At 34.8% G+C, this 18828-nt stretch carries 19 protein-coding genes; 7 read left to right on the forward strand and 12 right to left on the reverse strand.

Translation table 11 applies throughout. The annotated features are described in order from the left end of the window. Positions 1-87 precede the first annotated feature (87 nt). Positions 88-1275, forward strand: a complete 1188-nt coding sequence (locus tag LUA86_RS13830) for a proline dehydrogenase family protein (RefSeq protein WP_231463699.1) — start codon at positions 88-90, stop codon at positions 1273-1275. Between the two features lie 278 nt (positions 1276-1553). Here LUA86_RS13830 and LUA86_RS13835 read toward each other — a convergent pair whose 3' ends face one another. The 4 genes from LUA86_RS13835 to LUA86_RS13850 form a co-directional block, all read right to left on the reverse strand. After that, complete coding sequence (locus LUA86_RS13835) at positions 1554-1877, reverse strand: DUF962 domain-containing protein (RefSeq protein WP_231463701.1); 324 nt, start codon at positions 1875-1877, stop codon at positions 1554-1556. Positions 1878-1886: 9 nt separating this feature from the next. Further along, on the reverse strand, positions 1887-2522 hold the full coding sequence (locus LUA86_RS13840) for an HAD family phosphatase (RefSeq protein WP_231463703.1): 636 nt from the start codon (positions 2520-2522) through the stop codon (positions 1887-1889). A 65-nt stretch (positions 2523-2587) separates the two neighbouring features. Then, positions 2588-2785, reverse strand: a complete 198-nt coding sequence (locus LUA86_RS13845; protein ID WP_231463705.1) for a hypothetical protein — start codon at positions 2783-2785, stop codon at positions 2588-2590. Between the two features lie 51 nt (positions 2786-2836). Beyond that, on the reverse strand, positions 2837-4150 hold the full coding sequence (locus tag LUA86_RS13850; protein ID WP_231463707.1) for a patatin-like phospholipase family protein: 1314 nt from the start codon (positions 4148-4150) through the stop codon (positions 2837-2839). A 184-nt stretch (positions 4151-4334) separates the two neighbouring features. On the opposite strand from LUA86_RS13850, the gene LUA86_RS13855 reads away from it, so the two are divergent. Continuing rightward, entirely contained in the window at positions 4335-5099 is a 765-nt protein-coding gene (locus LUA86_RS13855) for a LuxR C-terminal-related transcriptional regulator (protein WP_231463709.1), read from the forward strand. A gap of 196 nt (positions 5100-5295) precedes the next feature. Here the strand turns inward: LUA86_RS13855 and LUA86_RS13860 are convergent, their stop codons facing one another. Together LUA86_RS13860 and LUA86_RS13865 are read right to left on the reverse strand one after the other, a co-directional pair. Continuing rightward, a complete protein-coding gene (locus LUA86_RS13860) occupies positions 5296-5478 on the reverse strand; it encodes a hypothetical protein (RefSeq protein WP_231463711.1) in 183 nt (60 codons plus the stop codon). 253 nt (positions 5479-5731) lie between these two features. Next, on the reverse strand, positions 5732-6079 hold the full coding sequence (locus LUA86_RS13865) for a hypothetical protein (RefSeq protein WP_231463713.1): 348 nt from the start codon (positions 6077-6079) through the stop codon (positions 5732-5734). Positions 6080-6360: 281 nt separating this feature from the next. Between LUA86_RS13865 and LUA86_RS13870 the strand changes: the two genes are divergently transcribed. After that, positions 6361-7137, forward strand: a complete 777-nt coding sequence (locus LUA86_RS13870) for an AraC family transcriptional regulator (protein ID WP_231463715.1) — start codon at positions 6361-6363, stop codon at positions 7135-7137. Between the two features lie 3 nt (positions 7138-7140). Here LUA86_RS13870 and LUA86_RS13875 read toward each other — a convergent pair whose 3' ends face one another. Continuing rightward, positions 7141-7836, reverse strand: a complete 696-nt coding sequence (locus LUA86_RS13875; protein WP_231463717.1) for an NUDIX domain-containing protein — start codon at positions 7834-7836, stop codon at positions 7141-7143. 1 nt (position 7837) lies between these two features. Beyond that, on the reverse strand, positions 7838-8509 hold the full coding sequence (locus LUA86_RS13880) for an HAD family phosphatase (protein ID WP_231463719.1): 672 nt from the start codon (positions 8507-8509) through the stop codon (positions 7838-7840). A 128-nt stretch (positions 8510-8637) separates the two neighbouring features. Here LUA86_RS13880 and LUA86_RS13885 point away from each other — a divergent pair, with 128 nt between their 5' ends. After that, a complete protein-coding gene (locus LUA86_RS13885; protein WP_231463721.1) occupies positions 8638-9786 on the forward strand; it encodes an aldose epimerase family protein in 1149 nt (382 codons plus the stop codon). Here LUA86_RS13885 and LUA86_RS13890 read toward each other — a convergent pair whose 3' ends face one another. Genes LUA86_RS13890 through LUA86_RS13905 form a run of 4 tightly spaced genes read right to left on the reverse strand, consistent with a single transcriptional unit; the run spans position 9787 to position 12582 of the window. After that, complete coding sequence (locus LUA86_RS13890) at positions 9787-10608, reverse strand: amidohydrolase (protein ID WP_231463723.1); 822 nt, start codon at positions 10606-10608, stop codon at positions 9787-9789. 4 nt (positions 10609-10612) lie between these two features. After that, positions 10613-10942: an L-rhamnose mutarotase gene (locus tag LUA86_RS13895; RefSeq protein WP_231463724.1), complete on the reverse strand. Its 330-nt coding sequence runs from the start codon at positions 10940-10942 to the stop codon at positions 10613-10615. 1 nt (position 10943) lies between these two features. After that, entirely contained in the window at positions 10944-11792 is an 849-nt protein-coding gene (locus LUA86_RS13900) for a fumarylacetoacetate hydrolase family protein (protein ID WP_231463726.1), read from the reverse strand. 25 nt (positions 11793-11817) lie between these two features. Further along, positions 11818-12582 (reverse strand): SDR family NAD(P)-dependent oxidoreductase, encoded by a 765-nt coding sequence (locus LUA86_RS13905; RefSeq protein WP_231463728.1) that lies wholly within the window; start codon positions 12580-12582, stop codon positions 11818-11820. A 372-nt stretch (positions 12583-12954) separates the two neighbouring features. Here LUA86_RS13905 and LUA86_RS13910 point away from each other — a divergent pair, with 372 nt between their 5' ends. Genes LUA86_RS13910 through LUA86_RS13920 form a run of 3 tightly spaced genes read left to right on the forward strand, consistent with a single transcriptional unit; the run spans position 12955 to position 18819 of the window. Beyond that, positions 12955-15669, forward strand: a complete 2715-nt coding sequence (locus LUA86_RS13910) for a hypothetical protein (protein WP_231463730.1) — start codon at positions 12955-12957, stop codon at positions 15667-15669. A gap of 1 nt (position 15670) precedes the next feature. Beyond that, positions 15671-17218, forward strand: coding sequence for a glycosyl hydrolase family 65 protein (locus LUA86_RS13915; RefSeq protein WP_231463732.1), 1548 nt, complete (start codon positions 15671-15673; stop codon positions 17216-17218). A gap of 14 nt (positions 17219-17232) precedes the next feature. After that, positions 17233-18819, forward strand: a complete 1587-nt coding sequence (locus LUA86_RS13920; protein WP_231463733.1) for a glycoside hydrolase family 28 protein — start codon at positions 17233-17235, stop codon at positions 18817-18819. Positions 18820-18828 lie beyond the last annotated feature (9 nt).

Below are 18828 nucleotides of genomic sequence, written 5' to 3' on the forward strand. Positions count from 1 at the left end.
TGCAAAAATACGATTATTTCGATGTTTTACGTTCCAACAATGGATGCTTTTTATAATTTTGCATCCGTCTGACTTATTACACAACAAATGATTGATTCATCATCCAATAAACAACCCAATTTTGACAACACCGAAGTTGCTTTTCGCCAAAAAACCAATGCCGAATTAAAAAAGGCTTTTTGGCTTTTTAAAATGATAGGCAGCAATTTCCTTACAAAAGTTGGTCCTCCGATTACAAATTTCTTTTTAAATATTGGTTTGCCAATCCAGGGCGCCATTAAATCGACCATTTTTCAGCAATTTTGCGGTGGCGAAACCATTGCCGAATGTGATAAGGCAATTGCCCAACTGGCTAAGGGTGGTGTTGGAACTATTTTAGATTATTCGGTTGAAGGAGAGGAAGAAGAAATTGTTTTCGACGAAACTTGCCAGGAAATCATTCGAACTATTTTGCGTGCCGATGGCGATAAAAACATCCCGATTACCGTTTTTAAAATTACGGGAATTGGTCGCTTTGCATTATTAGAAAAATTAGACGCAAAACAAAGCTTAACTTCTGCAGAACAGGCTGAATTTGACAAAGTTAAATTGCGTTGTGAAATGATTTGCCGCACCGCTTTTGATAAAGGCGTACCAATTATGATCGATGCTGAAGAAACCTGGATTCAGGATACTATAGATGAATTGGCTTTAGATATGATGCGTAAATTTAACCAGGAACGCATAATTGTGTACAATACTTACCAAATGTATCGCCATAATAAATTAGCCGATATGAAAGCCGACCACTTAATTGCCAAAGCTGCAGGCTTTATATTAGGCGTTAAAATGGTTCGTGGTGCATATATGGAAAAGGAGCGCAAACGTGCTGCTGAGCTGGGATATCCATCACCAATACAACCCGATAAAGAATCATCAGATAGAGATTACAATGAATCTTTGCGTTATTGCGTAGATCATATTGATGAGATTGCAATTGTTTGCGGAACGCACAATGAAGATAGCAGTCGTTTGCTTACATACCTCTTAGACGAGAAAAAAGTAGCCCACAATCATCCACACGTTTACTTTGCGCAACTTTTAGGCATGAGTGATAACTTGAGTTTTAATCTTGCAGATGCAAATTATAATGTGGCCAAATATGTTCCTTACGGCCCAATTAAAGCTGTAATGCCATATTTGTTTAGAAGAGCACAAGAAAATACTTCAGTTGCCGGCCAAACCGGTAGAGAGTTGGGTTTAATTGAAAGGGAATTGAAGAGAAGAAGGCTTTAAAATATTTTTATTGATGTTTTGGAAATGTATGGACTGTGGTTCTTGGAAGAATGCAGTCCCGCTTTCTGCTTCAATCTTTTTCAATCCTATTAGGTTTTAAAAACCTTATAGGATTAATAAAAAGTATTTCCGCTCCAATCGGGTATAGAAACAAAGCTTTTGGCTAAACACTTAATCACATAAAAAAAGGCAGCTAAAGCAAACTATAATAATAAGAAATATATTATCATTGTTTTGATTCATTGCCCTTTCTATTAACCAATGTATTGGAATATTGCTTAGTCTTTCTCTACTACAAAGTCCTGTTTGCCTGTAAGCAAATCGTAGAAAAGAATAAAATCACTTGCCAATGAGTATCCAGGATATTTGAAAGTTGCCGGCTTGTTCTTTTCAAAGAAAAAATGACCAACCCAAGCAAAGCCATAACCTAAAACCGGCATCGCTAAAAAGAACAGCCAGTTGTGGAACATAAAGCCTGTAAAAAAGGCCAATACAACTAAACCGGTGCCAATAAAATGCAGCACCCGCGATGTAGTATTAGTATGTTCTGACAAATAGTATGGATAGAACTCTTTTAATGATTTAAACCTTTTTTCTGCCATAATCTTAATTTACAAAATTCCGTGTGCCTTTAAAAATGATGCTAATTGGGCTGGTTTTTCAGTCATTAATAAAGTATTTAAACCAACTTTTTTTGCGCCTTCAATATGCTGCGGACTATCATCAATAAACAAAGTTTCTGCCGGATTTAAATTATTGTCATTTAAAACCTGTTCAAAAATGTTGGTATTTGGTTTGCGCAATTTCATGTGTTGAGAAAAGTAGGCCTTCTCAAAATAATCATCATAATTGTTTAGCTGGAACGTAGTTTTAAGGTAATTGATAATCCAATCGTAATGAATTTCGTTATTATTACTCAATAGAAAAGTTCTGTATTTTTCTTTAACTTTTAAAAGAAGTTCATGATTTTCCTGGTGTGTACCAATCAATAAACTATTCCAGGCATCATCAATTTGGCTATCCGTTAATTCAGGTTTGTTTGCAGCTTTTCTAATCCCCTCACGAAATTTAGCCGGAGAGATTGCTCCAGTTTCAAAATCATCAAATAATTGATTATGAGATTTATGCGCAAAGAAATTTTCGATATCCGTTATGCCTAATTTTTGGAAAGATGCCTGGGCAATTCTGAAATCGATGTCGAAAATTACGTTTCCGTAATCAAAAATGATGTTTTTGATGTTTTGCATGAGTATTAAACTTTTTGCAAATATCTTTAAATAATTATGATTCTGATCAAGGAATTTTAATTTAGCTAACAAACGTTTTTTACTTTCCTGATTTGAATTTTCGAGCCATTATCCAACAAAAATGTAAAATCCCAGTATAGGTCTGTTACCTCCACATTGATATTTTCTATCCTACCAGAAATTCCTTTGTCATTTTCTATTGATGTGTTTGTCTTTAAACTCAAAAGGTCGGATGTTGGTGTAAGCTCATCAATTTTTATCATGCATAAATATAAAGGCTTAAAAGGTTAACATTCAAATTGCATACTCAGAAATTATACAGGATTACAATTTAACCATCGTTTTTTTGCTTTTTCGTAGGTATCGTCGCCTAAGTGAATCCCGTTTCTATCTCCTCTGATAAGTTGATTAGCAGCTACAAAACCATTGTTTCCATTTAGAAAATTTATGCAAAGCTGCTTAATCAAGTCAACATCTTCGTTCGCAACAGCATCCATGTCTAAATCCATTAATTTAGCAAAATGCTCAGAACCATCTATTTGCGATTTGTATACCTCGGGTGCTTCAAAAATTTTTGTAATTGGGTTTAAAATGGGTTTTATGCATGGATTTATTCTGACCAAACAAGCTGTATTACTCAAAGTTGGATCGATAATAGAGTAGGCAATAAAAGTTGCTGAATCTGGTGGATCGCCTAAAATACTTGTCGACATTTTCTTGATATCCGAAACAAAGGTTAAATCATAATCTGTAAAAGCTAATTTGTTATTTCTATTCTTTTCAAAAATATTTTGAATTTCCTGATTGCTCGAAGTTTGATAATCTGCAATCATAGCTTGTCCACCCGTTCCGGTTCCTAAAGATAAAATTTTATAGTCGCTCAATGGAATATCATTATTCGTCATCGCCTCAATTAAGCCTGCCAAAACCGGATTGTTAAAACCCGAAACTGCACCATCCCACATTTTTGTTTTGCGTACATCCTGGCCATTTAGTTGACTAATTTTAATTTCGGCAGGTGCATCAAAATAATTAACCGGTGCATTGCTTGATGAATGTATTGCATGGCCCAGGCTAATTTGATAATATTTACCTCCACTAAAAGCATCAGTTTTACTAGCTATATTTGAGCGGAAAAAAGTTGCTCTTTGTCTGAAATAATCGAAGCCAACAATTAATATTTGTAGTGCTGGCTTCCCAATAATTTGCGGGAGTTCGTTTATGTTAATCTCTAGGGTAGGTTGTGTGGTTTTACCTTGGAGCATTAATTTATTGTAAGCTTTTAAAACGTTTTGCAAACCCGATAATTTGCGCTCCATGCTATATTTAGGACCTAAAACGTTGGTTAAACTAGCAATGTTGCGCCATTTTAATTTCTCCCAGAATGATAGTTTTGAAAATACCTGTTTGCGTTTGCCTTCATCTTCAAAAACAGAAATAATTTCGCTCAACTTCATGTCATTACAAAGAGTAGCCAGTATTAAACTCCCACCAGAATTTGCAATCACCATATCAAATTTTCTTAATAACTCATGGCCGTTTAAATCGCCATAAATATCTTGCAATACTCGGGCTTGTATCAATGCCCATGAACCGCCGCCATCAAGAGATAAAATTTTATAAGACATAATGTAAGTGTTTGAGCTGCTTTAAGCTAAAAATCGTGAATTATAATCGATTATGAAAGATTTATAGATTGCAGTTACAATATCCTAATTTAAAGTTATTCGCATTATCCCTACAAAGGGGGATTTTATTGCTGTTTTATATCAGAAAAAGATTGTAATTTTATGCATCCTTAATTCTCTCATTATGAATAAGTTAAATGATTTGTCTGCAAACGAACTTTATAGAATTGCCGGATATGCGAATCAGCTACAGCAAAGTAGTAAATCGGTAGAATTTATACCTGAGATTGTTACGCATCAATCAGAAAGCTGTATTGGTTATCAAGGTGTTTTCAATTGGTCTTGCATGCAATATTTAAGTATCAGTAATTCTATAAAAACTATTTTAGGTTATGAACCTGAAATATTTATTAAAAAAGGTTTAAATTTTAGTCTAAGCATCATCCATCCAGTCGATTTGGATAGGGTTAGGGCTGTTCATCAATCTATTTTCGAGTACTACTATAAAACGCCTAAAAGCCAGCGCCCAAAATTACGTTTTGGATATAATTTAAGGGTGAGGACTAAAAACCAGGATTACATTCACATTTTAAGGCAGAGTAATTTTATTAGTTTTACTGATGATGGAAAACCTGTAATAGAATATATTAATTGCACCGATATAACGGGTTTTAGTTTTAACAATGTTATTTGCTTAACCGTTCATTTATTATCTCCATCAGGTACTTTTGAACTTAGCCACGAACAAGAATTTCCTGAAATTGATAGTAATTTATCAAAAAGAGAAAAAGAAGTTTTAGAATTGGCGAGCCAGGGCTATACAAGTAAGCAGATAGCTGCTAAATTGTATTTGTGTACTGAAACCATTAAAAGCCATAGAAAACATATTATTGCTAAAACAGGCGTTGGCAATATGGCAGCGGCAATAAACAAAATAATAAGACACTAAGTCTAAAACTCCTATCTCTTGTGGAATGGTTTTTGACTTTCACTCGATGTGTAATTTCGAATTGTCTGCAATTATAGTTTTCTAAAAACCAGACAATAGCTAAACTATGTTATTACATATTTATTTATCAGTTATTCTTTATTACGTTAATAAAGTGATTAACTGTTAAATTGGAAGAGGGATATTTATCCCTCTTTTATTTTTTTATCGTTATTACCCTTCCCGTAACCAAATGAAATTCATAGGTTCTGTATAAAGCGTCTTCAATTATATTTATATCTTCAACCAGGCCGGTTTTACTAAACGTATCTGTAACTAAATCGCCTTTCTTAATATCCTGAAGCTCCTCAGAACTGGTATCATTATTAATCCTTTTCATTTTGTAAAAATAACTAATGGAAAGTCATTATTGTTTTTAACAGTTTTTACATATTCTTAAACAGAGTGATAAAATTTTAAAAAGTCTGTGAAATGTCATATAATAGCGCTAACTTTCAATTATGGGCGATACATTAAATTTCATATTAGGGGTTGGTTTTATACTTGGCGGTTTTAGCGTATTCTGTGTAATATTTGGTGGCGGAAAAAAGAGCTAAAAATAAAAGTTATGTAATGATGAAATCTTTGGACTATTACTTCAGTCGGCCCATTATATCAAAATACATATCTCCATTTAGTTGATTTATTCTTACAACAATATCCCTAACCGGAGATTTGTTCACTAAATCTTTAGGTAATCCTTGTGAGTATTCGAAAGAATAATCAGAAAAATCGGTTATATTTTTGGTGTTGTATAGGTAATAATAGCCGCCTTTATTCGCTACTCTAACATACCAGTTAAGTATGTTTGGCTCGCCAATATTGGTGAATTTAATTTCTGTTTGATATAACTGAAGTTTAATCACGTCTGGTTCAGGGATATCCTTTTTACATCCTTGAAACAATACAATAACAAAGCAGAAATATAATAGTGATTTCATTGTTATTCAACAAATATATAGTTATAAGAGTTTTAAATATATTCATAAACTATACAATGTGTATGATTAAATTTACAATTTAAATATTCATATTTTGAGTAAAACCTTTAAACAATTTAAACAATTTGAAATTTAAGCTGTTACTGCTTAAAGTATTAATGTCGCAAATCCACTTAAGGTGGCATTTGCGTAAAAATACGTATTAAGCTTTTTCCTTAATTTTGATTTTTATATGCGGATAAAGTATAATTGTATTTGAACAACAAAAGACTTTGATATAGATGATACAACTTGAAGATATCAAGGGTAGATTTAAAAAAGATAAAGCTATTAGTGCTGAGTTCCCGATTAGGGTACTGATAATTAAAGAGGCATCAGGTATACTTTGTATGAACTCTGGTGATTATGAACTATCGCCCGGAAGAGTTTTTTTTATACCCGAAGAAGGAATAATACGATTAGAAGGTGAAATTATTTCTGCCTATTGGTTAAGCTTTAGTAATTTATTGTACTCCGAATTTCTACTCCAACATACAGATTCTCAATCTAAAAATCTTTTTATGATGTTATCATTTAAAGATTTAACTACTCAACAAGCCCAAAAAGCATTTACATTATTAGAGCAACTTAAAAGGGAAATAGCCGCAAAACGAGATACTTCATATTTAGCTCAATATTTGTCTCTTTTATTAGGTTTTTCAGCGGTTTTAAATGCCGAGTTAATGGATTTATCAGTAGATGAATTACAACAGGTTTTGAGATTCAGGGCAATTTTGGAGCAATACTTTAAAACAGAGCGTTCTACCGAATTTTATGCTGCAGGCATGGGTATGTCTTCTAGAAAACTCAATTCATTCCTCAAAAAAGCATTTTCTAAAAATTTACCTGAAGTTTTATACTCAAGATTAATCCGCGAAGCGGAAGAATTATTAATCCATACAGATTATTCTGTTGCCATGATAGCCGAAATATTAGGCTTTGAGCAGGCAAATTCTTTTGTAAGTAATTTCAAAAAAACTAAAGGCGTATCAGCAGTTGAATTTAGAAAAATGAATTAGCCATTATTTTGGCTTTGAGATGAAATTTAAAAAGGATTGAAATTGAGCTTTATGCTTTTGCCTGTCTAGCTTAAAATAAAATGCACCTCGTCTTGAGCTTGATTTATCTTTTTCAGTTTGTTTTATTAATAATCCACTAGCTGTAATTTTGCGTATAAAATTCCGGTTATCAATAGGCGAATCGTAGACCTGCTCGTATAGATTTTGTAATTGAGGAATGGTAAACTTTTTAGGTAAGAGTTCGAATAAAATAGGGTGGAGCGCTGCCTGATACCTGATTTTATCCATGGCAGATTTTACCATTTCGTTATGGTCAAATATTAATTCCGGCACATCTGTAATCTTAAACCATTCTGCATGATATTGGTCATTTATTTGAGCGCTGTATTTATTAATGTCGATCAGGGCAAAATAAACTACTGATATGGTTCTTTCAATTGGGTCACGGTCTGGACTACCATAAGCATTAAGCTGCTCTAAATAAACGTCGTGTAAACCCGTTAATTCCAGTAAAATTCTTTTAGCTGCACCGTCTAAATCTTCGTCGTTGCCAATAAAACCGCCCATTAAACTCCATTTATCCTTTACAGGTTCTATGGCTCGCTTAATTACGAGTAATTTCAGTTCGTTTCCATCATAACCGAAAATGATACAATCTACGGCAACTAAAACCGGTGTTTGATTTATATACTTTGCCATACTACAAAAATGTATTTAAAATTGGAGCGTTATAATCGTCAATAAAAGCGATGATATTATTATATTCTGAAAATTCGGAAATTTCATGTGTAGTGCTTAATACAATACATTTCATGCCTGCATTTGCCGCAGATTCGACACCTTTTGGGGCATCTTCAAAAACTATACAGTCTTCTGCATCAATATTTAGAGCGTTTGCAGCCTTTAAAAAGGTTTCTGCATTTGGTTTGCTTACCGCAACATCATCAGCAGAAACAATGGCTTCAAAATACTGCCTTAAGTTTAATCCATCCACTACAAAATCTATATTATAAGGTATTGCTGCCGAGCCAATTGCCATTTTAATTTTATTTTGTTTCGCCTTTTCAAAAAACAAATCCAAGCCATTTATTAATGCTAAATGTGGCATGTAAAGTTGTTGGTAACGTTTTTCTTTTTCTGTTGCTAATTGCTCAACCCGTGTTTCTGAAAATTTGCCAACTCCAAAAACCCTCTCCAAAACCTCAGCGTTTTTTCCATACATTTCCTTTTTTACATCTGCATAAGAAATGGAAGCACCTAAATCATCCGTCATAATTCCATGCCACGCAAGGGTATGGTATTCCATATCATTAATTATGGTTCCATTTAAATCGAAAAGGAAAGCTTTAGGCTTAAATTCTGAAATGTTCATATAATTTGTAAAATATGCTAATTTATTTGGATGATTTGGAAATTGCATCAATATTATTGAATAAAATTTATAATCGTTACTATAACGTTATTTATTTTCATACTTTAGTTGCAACCAAATTATTTGTTATGAAAAAAAATAATTATCAATTTATGCTTGCGGCGGTACTTGTATTATCATTTACAGCCTGCAATCAACCTCAAAAAAATAATGTAGACACGGCTGATAGTACAGCTAAAACTTCGGCTTACCAAACAGAAGTAGATGGTAAAAAAGTTGAATTGTTTACATTAAAAAATAAATCAGGAGCTACGGTTACCATCACCAATTATGGCGGTAGAATTGTTTCACTTTTAGTGCCCGACAAAAATAACAAACTTACTGATGTGGTTTTAGGTTACGATAGCCTTTCATCTTACCGTAAAAAAGGTGAGCCTTATTTTGGTGCGTTAATTGGTCGTTATGGCAATAGAATTGGCAAAGGGAAATTTAAATTAGATGGTAAAGAATACAGCTTGCAAATAAATGATGGCGTTAATACACTCCATGGTGGCTTTGATGGCTTTTTTGGAAAGGTTTGGGATGCAAAGCAAATGGGAGATGATAAAATCGAATTGACTTATACATCTGCAGATGGTGAGGCGGGTTATCCTGGTAAGCTTGATGTTAAGGTTACCTATACCTTTAACGATGATAATGCTTTAAAAATTGATTACGAAGCAAAAACTGATAAAACGACGGTTGTAAATTTAACCAATCACGCTTATTTTAATTTAAATGGGGAAGGAAATAATACCATTTTAGACCATGAATTATTTATTGATGCGAATGCTTATACGCCTGTTGATTCAACTTTAATACCGACAGGTAAAATAACGCCTGTTAAAGGAACCGCCTTTGATTTTACAACGGCGAAAACTATTGGTAAAAACATCGAAGATAAAGATGAGCAATTAAAGTTTGGCAAGGGTTACGATCATAATTTTGCCTTAAATCCGCATGATGAAAACAAAGCCATTGCAAAAGTTAAAAGTACATCAACTGGAATTATTTTAGAGGTTTACACCAGCGAGCCCGGATTACAATTTTACAGCGGCAACTTTTTAACTGGCGAAACCAAAGATGGAAAAGGAGGGAAGTCTTATCCGCATCGTTCGGCAATTTGTTTAGAAACGCAGCATTTTCCAGATGCGCCAAACCATGCGAACTTTGCTTCTACCACGCTTAAACCTGGTACGGTTTATAAAAGCACTACAACTTATAAATTCTTAAAATAATTAAATTTTGTAAAAACGATTAGCATTTTTCAGGAAAAGGTTTTCCTTTTCCTGAAATGTTAGTCTTTCCGCGTATTTTTCTACCAGATGAAACCAATCGTTGTAGGGTCTGCTCACTAAAACAACAGGCCAATCGCTTCCATACATTACTCTTTCTGGGCCAAAGTTTTCGATGATGGTATCAAAGCATTCAAATAGCTGCTTTTCTGTCCAATTTTTCCAATCGGCTTCGACCAATAGACCCGAGATTTTACAATTTACATTTGGTTTTTGAGCCAAAGTTTTAATGTTTTCTTTCCAGGTTTTAATAGCTCCACTTTTTACATCGGGCTTACCGCAGTGGTCTAAAACTAATGGTTGGTTATCGAGCTGTTCAACAAGCTTTATTATATCAGGAAGCTGGTTATGGTAGCAAAGTAAATCGTAAGTATAATTATAGTTATTTAGCTTTTTAACACCATTAATAAAATCCTTGGCGAGGAAAAAATCTGCTTTTTCGGCTTGCAATACGTGTCTCCAGCCCTTTATCTTTTTAAACGAGCTCCAATATTTTAACCTTTCCTCTAAATTTGGGTTTTTTAAATCTATCCAACCTACAATTCCTTTAATAATTTCATTTTGTTCTGCCAACGTTAAGAGGAATTTATTTTCTTCTTCTGATTGATTGGCCTGAACGGCGATACAGCCCGTAATTTTTAGCTCACTGTAAGGCCGCATCAAATTTTTCGGAGAAAAATCATTCCGGATTATGCTCATTTCTTCTGTTATCCAGCTATCTCTTTTCGCATCGAAATTCCAAAAATGTACATGGGTATCAATCATATTATTAAAGTTTAAAAATTTGATCCATCAAAATCCATTTTTCGCCTGGCTTTGCTCCGGGTAAAGCTTGCTGATATTTCCACATTAGGGTTTCCCACTCTTGCACCTTTGTATTCTCATCATCAGCTTTTCCTTTAGCTTCGAAAGAGAAATTGTTGTTTACATCCATAATCATAAACAATCGATTACCAAAAAGGTAAATTTCCATATTTTCGATGCCGGAATCTGTAATGCTCGATTTAATTTCAGGCCAAACCGCTTTATGGTGAGCTTTATATTCTTCGATAAGTTGCTCATCATGGATTAAATCGAGCGCAAGGCAGTATCTTTTCATATTATTGATAAGCTTTAACGTGCTGTTTGCTGCTTCCAAGTCCATCAATACCAAGCTCAACCACATCACCATCTTTTAAATACCAAGGCTCGGGTTTTTGACCTAAACCAACACCCGCAGGTGTACCGGTTGTAATTACATCGCCAGGTAAAAGGGTCATAAACTGGCTGATGTAAGAAACCATAAATGGCACATTAAAAATTAAATTTGAGGTATTTCCATCTTGCAAGGTTTTTCCATTTACGGTTAACCACAAACGTAAATTATGAACATCTGCAATTTCATCTTGCGTAGCAATGAACGGGCCTATCGGAGCAAAGGTATCGCAGCTTTTTCCTTTAACCCATTGTCCGTTTCTTTCTAACTGAAATTCTCTTTCGCTATAATCATTGTGTAAAACATAGCCTGCAATATGTTTAAGTGCATTTTCTTCAGAAACATAACTCGCTTTTTTGCCGATTACAATGGCTAATTCAACTTCCCAATCGGTTTTTTTACTGTTTTTTGGAATGGTTAAATCATCATTCGGACCAACGATGGCTGATGTAGCTTTGAAGAAAAGTATCGGCTCTGCCGGAATTGGGGCATTTGTTTCAGCAGCATGGTCTTTATAATTTAAACCAACGCAAATAATTTTTGAAGGACGGGCAAGTGCAGCACCCAAACGAACGTTTTTATCGATTTCGGGTAAGTTTGCTGTTTTAATGGCTTCGCTCAATTTTTCTAAACCATCACCACCAAAAAAATCTTCGTTATAATCGCTCACAAGCGAAGAAACATCATAATATTTGTCTTCTATAATCAATCCAGGTTTTTCTGAACCTGCTGCTCCAAATCGAATTAATTTCATTTTATTGTTTTATCTCGTTGTAATTTTAATTATTTAAAGTCGTAAATCCGCCATCAATTGGGTAATCGCAGCCAGTTATAAATGAAGCTTCATCGCTACATAAATATAAGGCCAGGGCACCAACTTCTTCTGGTTTAGCCATTCTGCCAATCGGTTGGGTTTTCGATAGTTTCTCAAACATTTCATCAATATTATCGGGATAGTTTTTCTGTAAAAATCCATCTACAAAAGGCGTATGTACACGAGCAGGAGAAATGGAGTTGCAACGAATATTTTCTCCGATGTAATCTTTAGCAACGCTCATGGTCATTGCTTTAACAGCACCTTTCGCCGTACTGTAAGCAAACCTATCTGGTAAGCCAATTAATGCAGCAATTGATGCCATATTAATGATTACGCCACCACCCGAAAGTTTGAGTAAAGGAATCGCAGCATACAAACAATTGTAAACACCTTTAACATTAACACGCATAATTCTGTCGAAATCTGCTTCCTCGGTTGTATCAACTTTACCAATATGAGCTATACCGGCATTATTAACCAGAATATCAATCTTACCGATTTTATTAAATGTTTCGATTACCGAAGCGTGATCAGAAACATCACAAGCATAACTAAATGCACTATTTCCTGCTGATTTAATTTCTTCGAGGGCAGTGTGAGCTTGCTCTAAGCCAAGTTCTACAATGTGTACTTCTGCACCTTGGGCGCCAAGTATAGTCGCTATTGCTTTGCCTATACCGCTACCGCCACCGGTTACAATTGCTTTTTTATTTTTTAATGAAAACATGCTCTTATTTTGATATTATATATGAATTAGCATTGCCGAAATATAGCGATTTAAATGCCTTTAAAATTAGAATACTCATAAATTTTACATGGTTAGAAATATTCCAATTGCAAATAAAAAATAATTTCCGAATTGAAAATTGTATCTTCTTGTCTAAATATTAACTAATCTTCGCATGCATGCATTTCTGCGGTTTTGAGAAGTTTAGCTTCAGAAATTTTACAAACTTGACCTAATATATTACTTATATTTGAATATTACTTTTATATTTAAATAATAATTTAACCAAATATGCTTTAAAGTCTGTAAAAAAGGCTTTAAGTTATAGAGCCACACTGAATGAGGAATTTTCTGATTTGTATCTGTCTATTTTTGTCTCCTGTTTTTTCTAATGCTTCAATTGATAAAGTAAATGGAAGTAAAACTATTTTCGTTTCTGCTGGAGGTAATCTTCGTACTGATTTTGGAGTAGAAAAAATATCAGCTTTGCTTAAAAATTTAGGCTATAAAACGGTTTTGAAAAGGCTGGCTTCTAATCAAAAATTATCAAATTTTAAGGATGCGATTGTTATTGGTAAAGTTAGCGATAAATCAATAGAAGCTTTATTACCCGAAAGTGTAAAAAAGAAAGCTTTAGCAGCTGGAAAAGAAGGTTTTACAATTCTTAGTGACGAAAAAGGTACGCTGTATATAATAGGCTCGGATGATTCCGGTACGCTTTACGGCTGTATGGAATTGGCGGAGCAAATTAAAAATCAAGGCAAAATTCCCGAAAATATTTCAGTTACGGAGCAGCCGGAAATGGTTTTGCGTGGCACTTGCATTGGCTTACAAAAACCAGATTATTTACCCGGACATGATGTTTACGAATATCCATACACGCCCGAAACTTTCCCTTGGTTTTATGATAAAGACCTTTGGATTAAATATTTGGATATGATGGTGGATAACCGATACAATTCTCTTTATTTATGGAATGGCCATCCATTTTCTTCGTTGGTTAAACTTAAAGATTATCCTTACGCCATAGAGGTTGATGATGAAACTTTTAAAAAGAACGAAGAGATTTTTAAGTTTTTAACACATGAGGCTGATAAACGTGGTATATGGGTTATTCAAATGTTTTACAACATTATTATTCCTAAGCCTTTTGCCGATAAGCACGGTTTAAAAACACAAGACAGAAACAGACCAATTATACCTTTAATTTCTGATTACACCAGAAAATCTATCGCAGCCTTTGTAGAGAAATACCCAAATGTTGGTTTAATGGTTGCCTTGGGCGAAGCTATGGAAGGCGTTGGTCAGGATGATATAGATTGGTTTACCAAAACAATTATTCCTGGTTTGAAAGATGGCTTAAAAGCTTCGGGTAGAACGGATGAACCACCAATTGTACTTCGTGCACACGATACAGATGCGCCTGCGGTAATGAAAGCTGCCTTGCCATTATACAAAAACCTGTACACAGAGAATAAATTTAATGGTGAAGCCTTAACAACCTATGAACCGCGTGGTGCATGGGCAGAATTAAATAGAAAACTGGCATCAATTGGTACGATAAATATTTCAAACGTTCACATTTTAGCCAATCTGGAACCTTTTCGTTATGGGTCGGCAGATTTTATTCAAAAATCGGTGCAGGCAATGGATAAAATTTACGGTGCAAAGGGGCTGCATTTGTACCCACAAGCAAGTTATTGGGATTGGCCTTACACTGCAGATAATGTTAAAGGACGTTTGCTGCAAACCGATAGAGATTGGATTTGGTACAAAGAATGGGGTCGTTATGCCTGGAATAGCAAGAGAGATAGAAAAGGCGAAATTAATTATTGGGCTAATGAATTGTCGAAAAAATACGGCACTGATTTAAATGGCGGGAAATCTATACTGAATGCGTATGAAGAATCGGGTGAGATTTCGCCGAAGCTTTTACGCCGTTATGGCATTACAGATGGTAACCGGCAAACCTTAACTTTAGGTATGCTCATGACGCAGCTTATAAATCCGTTTAGGTATGGATTGTTTACCTTAATGTATGAATCTGAAGCACCGGAAGGCGAAATGATTATTGAATACGCCGAAAAGGAATGGAAAAAACAGGGTCATGTAGGCGAAACGCCGGTGCAGATTGCTAAAGAAGTTATAGAGCATGGTAAAAAAGCCGTTGCTGCTATTAATCAGGCGAAGCCTACAAAAGACACAGCCGAATTTGAGCGTTTAAAAAATGATATTTATTGTTATGACGCAATGGCGAATTCTTACGCCGAAAAGGTTAAAGCAGCACTTTATATTTTAAGGTACAAATATTCTAACGATGTTAACGACCTTGAAAAAGCTTTGCCATTTTTACAGAAGAGCTTAGATGCTTACACAGAACTAGTTAAATTAACTGAAAATGATTATTTGTATGCAAACAGCATGCAAACCAAACAGCGCAAAATTCCGATGCGTGGCGTAGATAAAACATTTATTACCTGGAAAGAAATGCTTCCGGTTTTTACCAAAGAATTAAACCATTTCAAAAAAAGCATCGACTCATTAAAGCAGATTAAACCTGGTATGGTAGCAAAAATTGTAGCTTACAAAAATGCAGATGTTAAGGTGCTTTCTCCAAAAGCAGAAGAATTTGTTTTAGGTAAAAGTGTGAGTGTATTTTCTGATACGAGTGTTTTGGTAAAAGAAATTACTCCAGAATTAGTTGGTTTAAAGGGAATAAAGGTTTCAAAATCTAATCAGATAAAAGCTGGTACAGAAATTAAGTTTACTACTGAATCTGCCGTTAAGCTTTTGGTGGGTTATTTTAACCCAAAAGATGCCAATACACTACATCCGCCGCAGTTGGAAATAGATGCAAGTGCCAATAATTATGGGCAATCTGAAATTAAAATTTCGAACGCAATTGTTTTAAATGGCTATTTACCCCTTAATGTACATGCATACTCTTTTCAGCCGGGTACACATACCTTAACATTGGGTAAAGGCGCAAGTTTAGTTTTAGGTTTTATTGATGATAAGCAGGAACTACGCATTTTTAATGCAGGTCTTGATGGTCGCGGAAAAGATATTGACTGGTTATTTGAATAAAATGAAGAAGATTTTTTTAACATTATTATTAGCTGCATGCTTTGCATTTTCAGGTTTATCGCAGCAAAAGGCAATTCCTTTAAAAGCTAAGCTTAAAGAATATGTTACGTATTTTAATTCGATAGATACCGAAGCGGTAAAAAACTTTGTGCCGAATGCAAATGCCTACAATTGGTTATCAGAAAATATTCCACTATTTGAATGCCCTGATAAAGTTTTGGAGCAAAATTATTACTACCGCTGGTGGTCGTTCCGTAAACACTTAAAGCAAACGCCAGAGGGTTTTATCATTACCGAATTTATTGAGCCGGTTAAGCATGCCGGCAAATATAACTCCATCAGCTGTGCTGCAGGACACCATATTTATGAGGGTAGATGGTTAAAAGATAATAGCTTTTTAAAAGATTACATTAAGTTTTGGTTTTACAATGCCGATGTTGGCCAAAGCAAAGCTCGTTTCCATCAATTTAGCAGTTGGATAGACGATGCGATTTATCAAAATCAATTGGTTAAGCCTGATGTTGCTTTTTTAAAAAGTATTTTTCCGGCAATGGATGCCGACTACCAGAAATGGGAAAAGGAACGTGGTTTAAAAAGTGGCTTGTTTTGGCAACACGATGTTAAAGATGGTATGGAAGAATCGGTAAGCGGTTCAAGAAAAGACCAAAACAGACGGCCAACAATCAGTAGCTACATGTATGCTAATGCCAAAGCAATGGCACAAATTGCTACCTTATTAAGTGATAATGATTTAAAAAACAAGTATAACGAGAAGGCTATTGCTTTGAAAAAATTGGTTCAGGATAGCTTATGGAGCAATTCCTCTTCATTTTTTGAAACTAAATTGGCTAAAGGCGGCCTGGCAAATGTTAGAGAGGCAATTGGTTTTATCCCATGGGATTTTAACCTGCCGGATGATAAACCTGAATATGCTTTAGCATGGAATCAAATTGTAGATACAGCTGGTTTTGATACGCCCTGGGGTTTAACTACTGCAGAGCGAAGAAACCCAACCTTCAGAACACGTGGCACGGGCCACAGTTGTGAATGGGATGGTGCGCTTTGGCCTTTTGCTACTTCGCAAACTTTAAAAGGGCTTTCAAATTTATTAACCAATTATAAAAATCATGGTAAAATGACTGCCGAAGTTTTTTACGATGAATTACACACCTATGCGAAATCTCATACCAAGAATGGTAAGCCATATTTAGGCGAATATCAGGATGAAAAAAATGGCGAATGGTTAAAAGGCGATAATCCAAGAAGCAGTTTTTACAATCACTCTACTTTTTGCGATTTAATTATAAACGACTTGATTGGTGTTAAACCTCGTGCTGATGACATTTTTGAGCTTTATCCACTTATCCCGAAAGGTAAATGGGATTGGTTTAAACTTGATAATTTATCTTATCATGGCAAAATTATTACCATAAAATGGGATAAAACCGGTAAAAAATATAACCAGGGAAAAGGACTTTATGTTTACGTAAACGGTAAAGAAAAGTATAAAGGAACGGAGTTGAAAAAAATACTTGTTAAGTTGAATTAGTAAAAAATCCAGTAATGAAATTTATTCCATCAATAAAAATAATCGTCGTATTTCTAGCTTTTTCTATTTCGGGTTTTGCTACGAAAGCCCAATCATATTACAATGTTATAAAATATGGTGCAAAGAACGACAGCAGTAAAATCGCTACGGTTGCTATAAAAAAGGCAATTGATGCAGCTTCTGCGGCAGGGGGAGGAACGGTTTATTTTCCGGCTGGTAAATATTTAACAGGTGCCATTCATTTAAAAAGTAACATTACAATTTTTATCGATGCTGGTGCAGAACTACATTTCAGCGATAATTTTAATGATTATTTGCCAATGGTAAAAAGCCGTTACGAGGGTGTTGATGTAACGAGTTTCTCGCCTCTGTTTTATGCCTATAAAGCTGAAAATATTTCCATAATTGGTAGAGGCTTAATTGATGGACACGGAAAAAAATGGTGGGATTTTGTAGAAGGTTATAAAGAAGGGCAGCCACGCTCAAAATGGCAGCTTACATTTGACGAATTAAATAAAGACATCGTCTTACCTGACGACCCAAAGCAAATGAAACGAGGTTTTCTTCGTCCGCCATTTATACAAACTATGTTTTGTAAAAATGTGTTAATTGATGGGATTTCAATTCGTAATTCTCCCTTCTGGACAATTAACCCGGAATTTTGTGAAAATGTAAAAATTCATGCAGTTACCATTAACAATCCACACTCTCCAAACACCGATGGGATAAATCCCGAATCTTGTAAAAACGTTCATATTTCAGATTGCCACATTAGCGTTGGTGATGATTGCATTACCATAAAATCTGGTAAAGATGCGCCTGGGAGAAAAATGGCAGTTCCTGCAGAAAATTATGTCATCACAAATTGTACAATGTTATCTGGGCATGGCGGCGTGGTCATTGGCAGCGAAATGTCTGGCGATGTACGCAAAATTGCAATTTCGAACTGCGTTTTTGATGGAACAGATAGAGGTATCAGAATTAAAACCGCCAGAGGCAGAGGCGGCATTGTTGAAGAAATTCGGGTGAGTAATATCATTATGAAAAACATCCGCGACCAAGCCATTGTACTGGATATGCAATATGCAAAAACTAGTATTGAAGTCGTTTCAGAGCGTACACCGAGATTCAGGAATATTCATTTCAGTAACATAACCGGTCAGGTAAATCAGGCTGCTTATCTTAATGGAATTGAAGAAATGCCAATTGAAAACATCACTTTTAGTGATATAAATATGGATGCAAAAACAGGCTTTAAAATTGATAATGCAAATAAAATTGAGTTTCACAACGTACAGATTAACACTGAGTTGGGGGCTGTAATTACTACTTCGAATGTTAAGCAACTAACCATTGATAATGTAAAAACTTATACGCCAAAGGCAAATGCGGCTGTAATCGATTTAAAAAATACGAGCGATGCATTCATTTACAACGCCTTTCCAGCAGTTGGAACATCAACTTATTTAAACCTAAGCGGTGATAAAACTAAAGGAATATCATTAGGTAATAATAATTTTAAAAATGCATTAAAAGGTGTATTTAAAGCCGAAGAAGTAACTGAAAAAGTGAATGTTATTTCTGGTGATAATGGTCAATAAGTTTAAAAA

This window comes from Pedobacter sp. Leaf132, from assembly GCF_920984695.1.
In the GTDB taxonomy this organism is placed as follows: Bacteria; Bacteroidota; Bacteroidia; order Sphingobacteriales; family Sphingobacteriaceae; genus Pedobacter.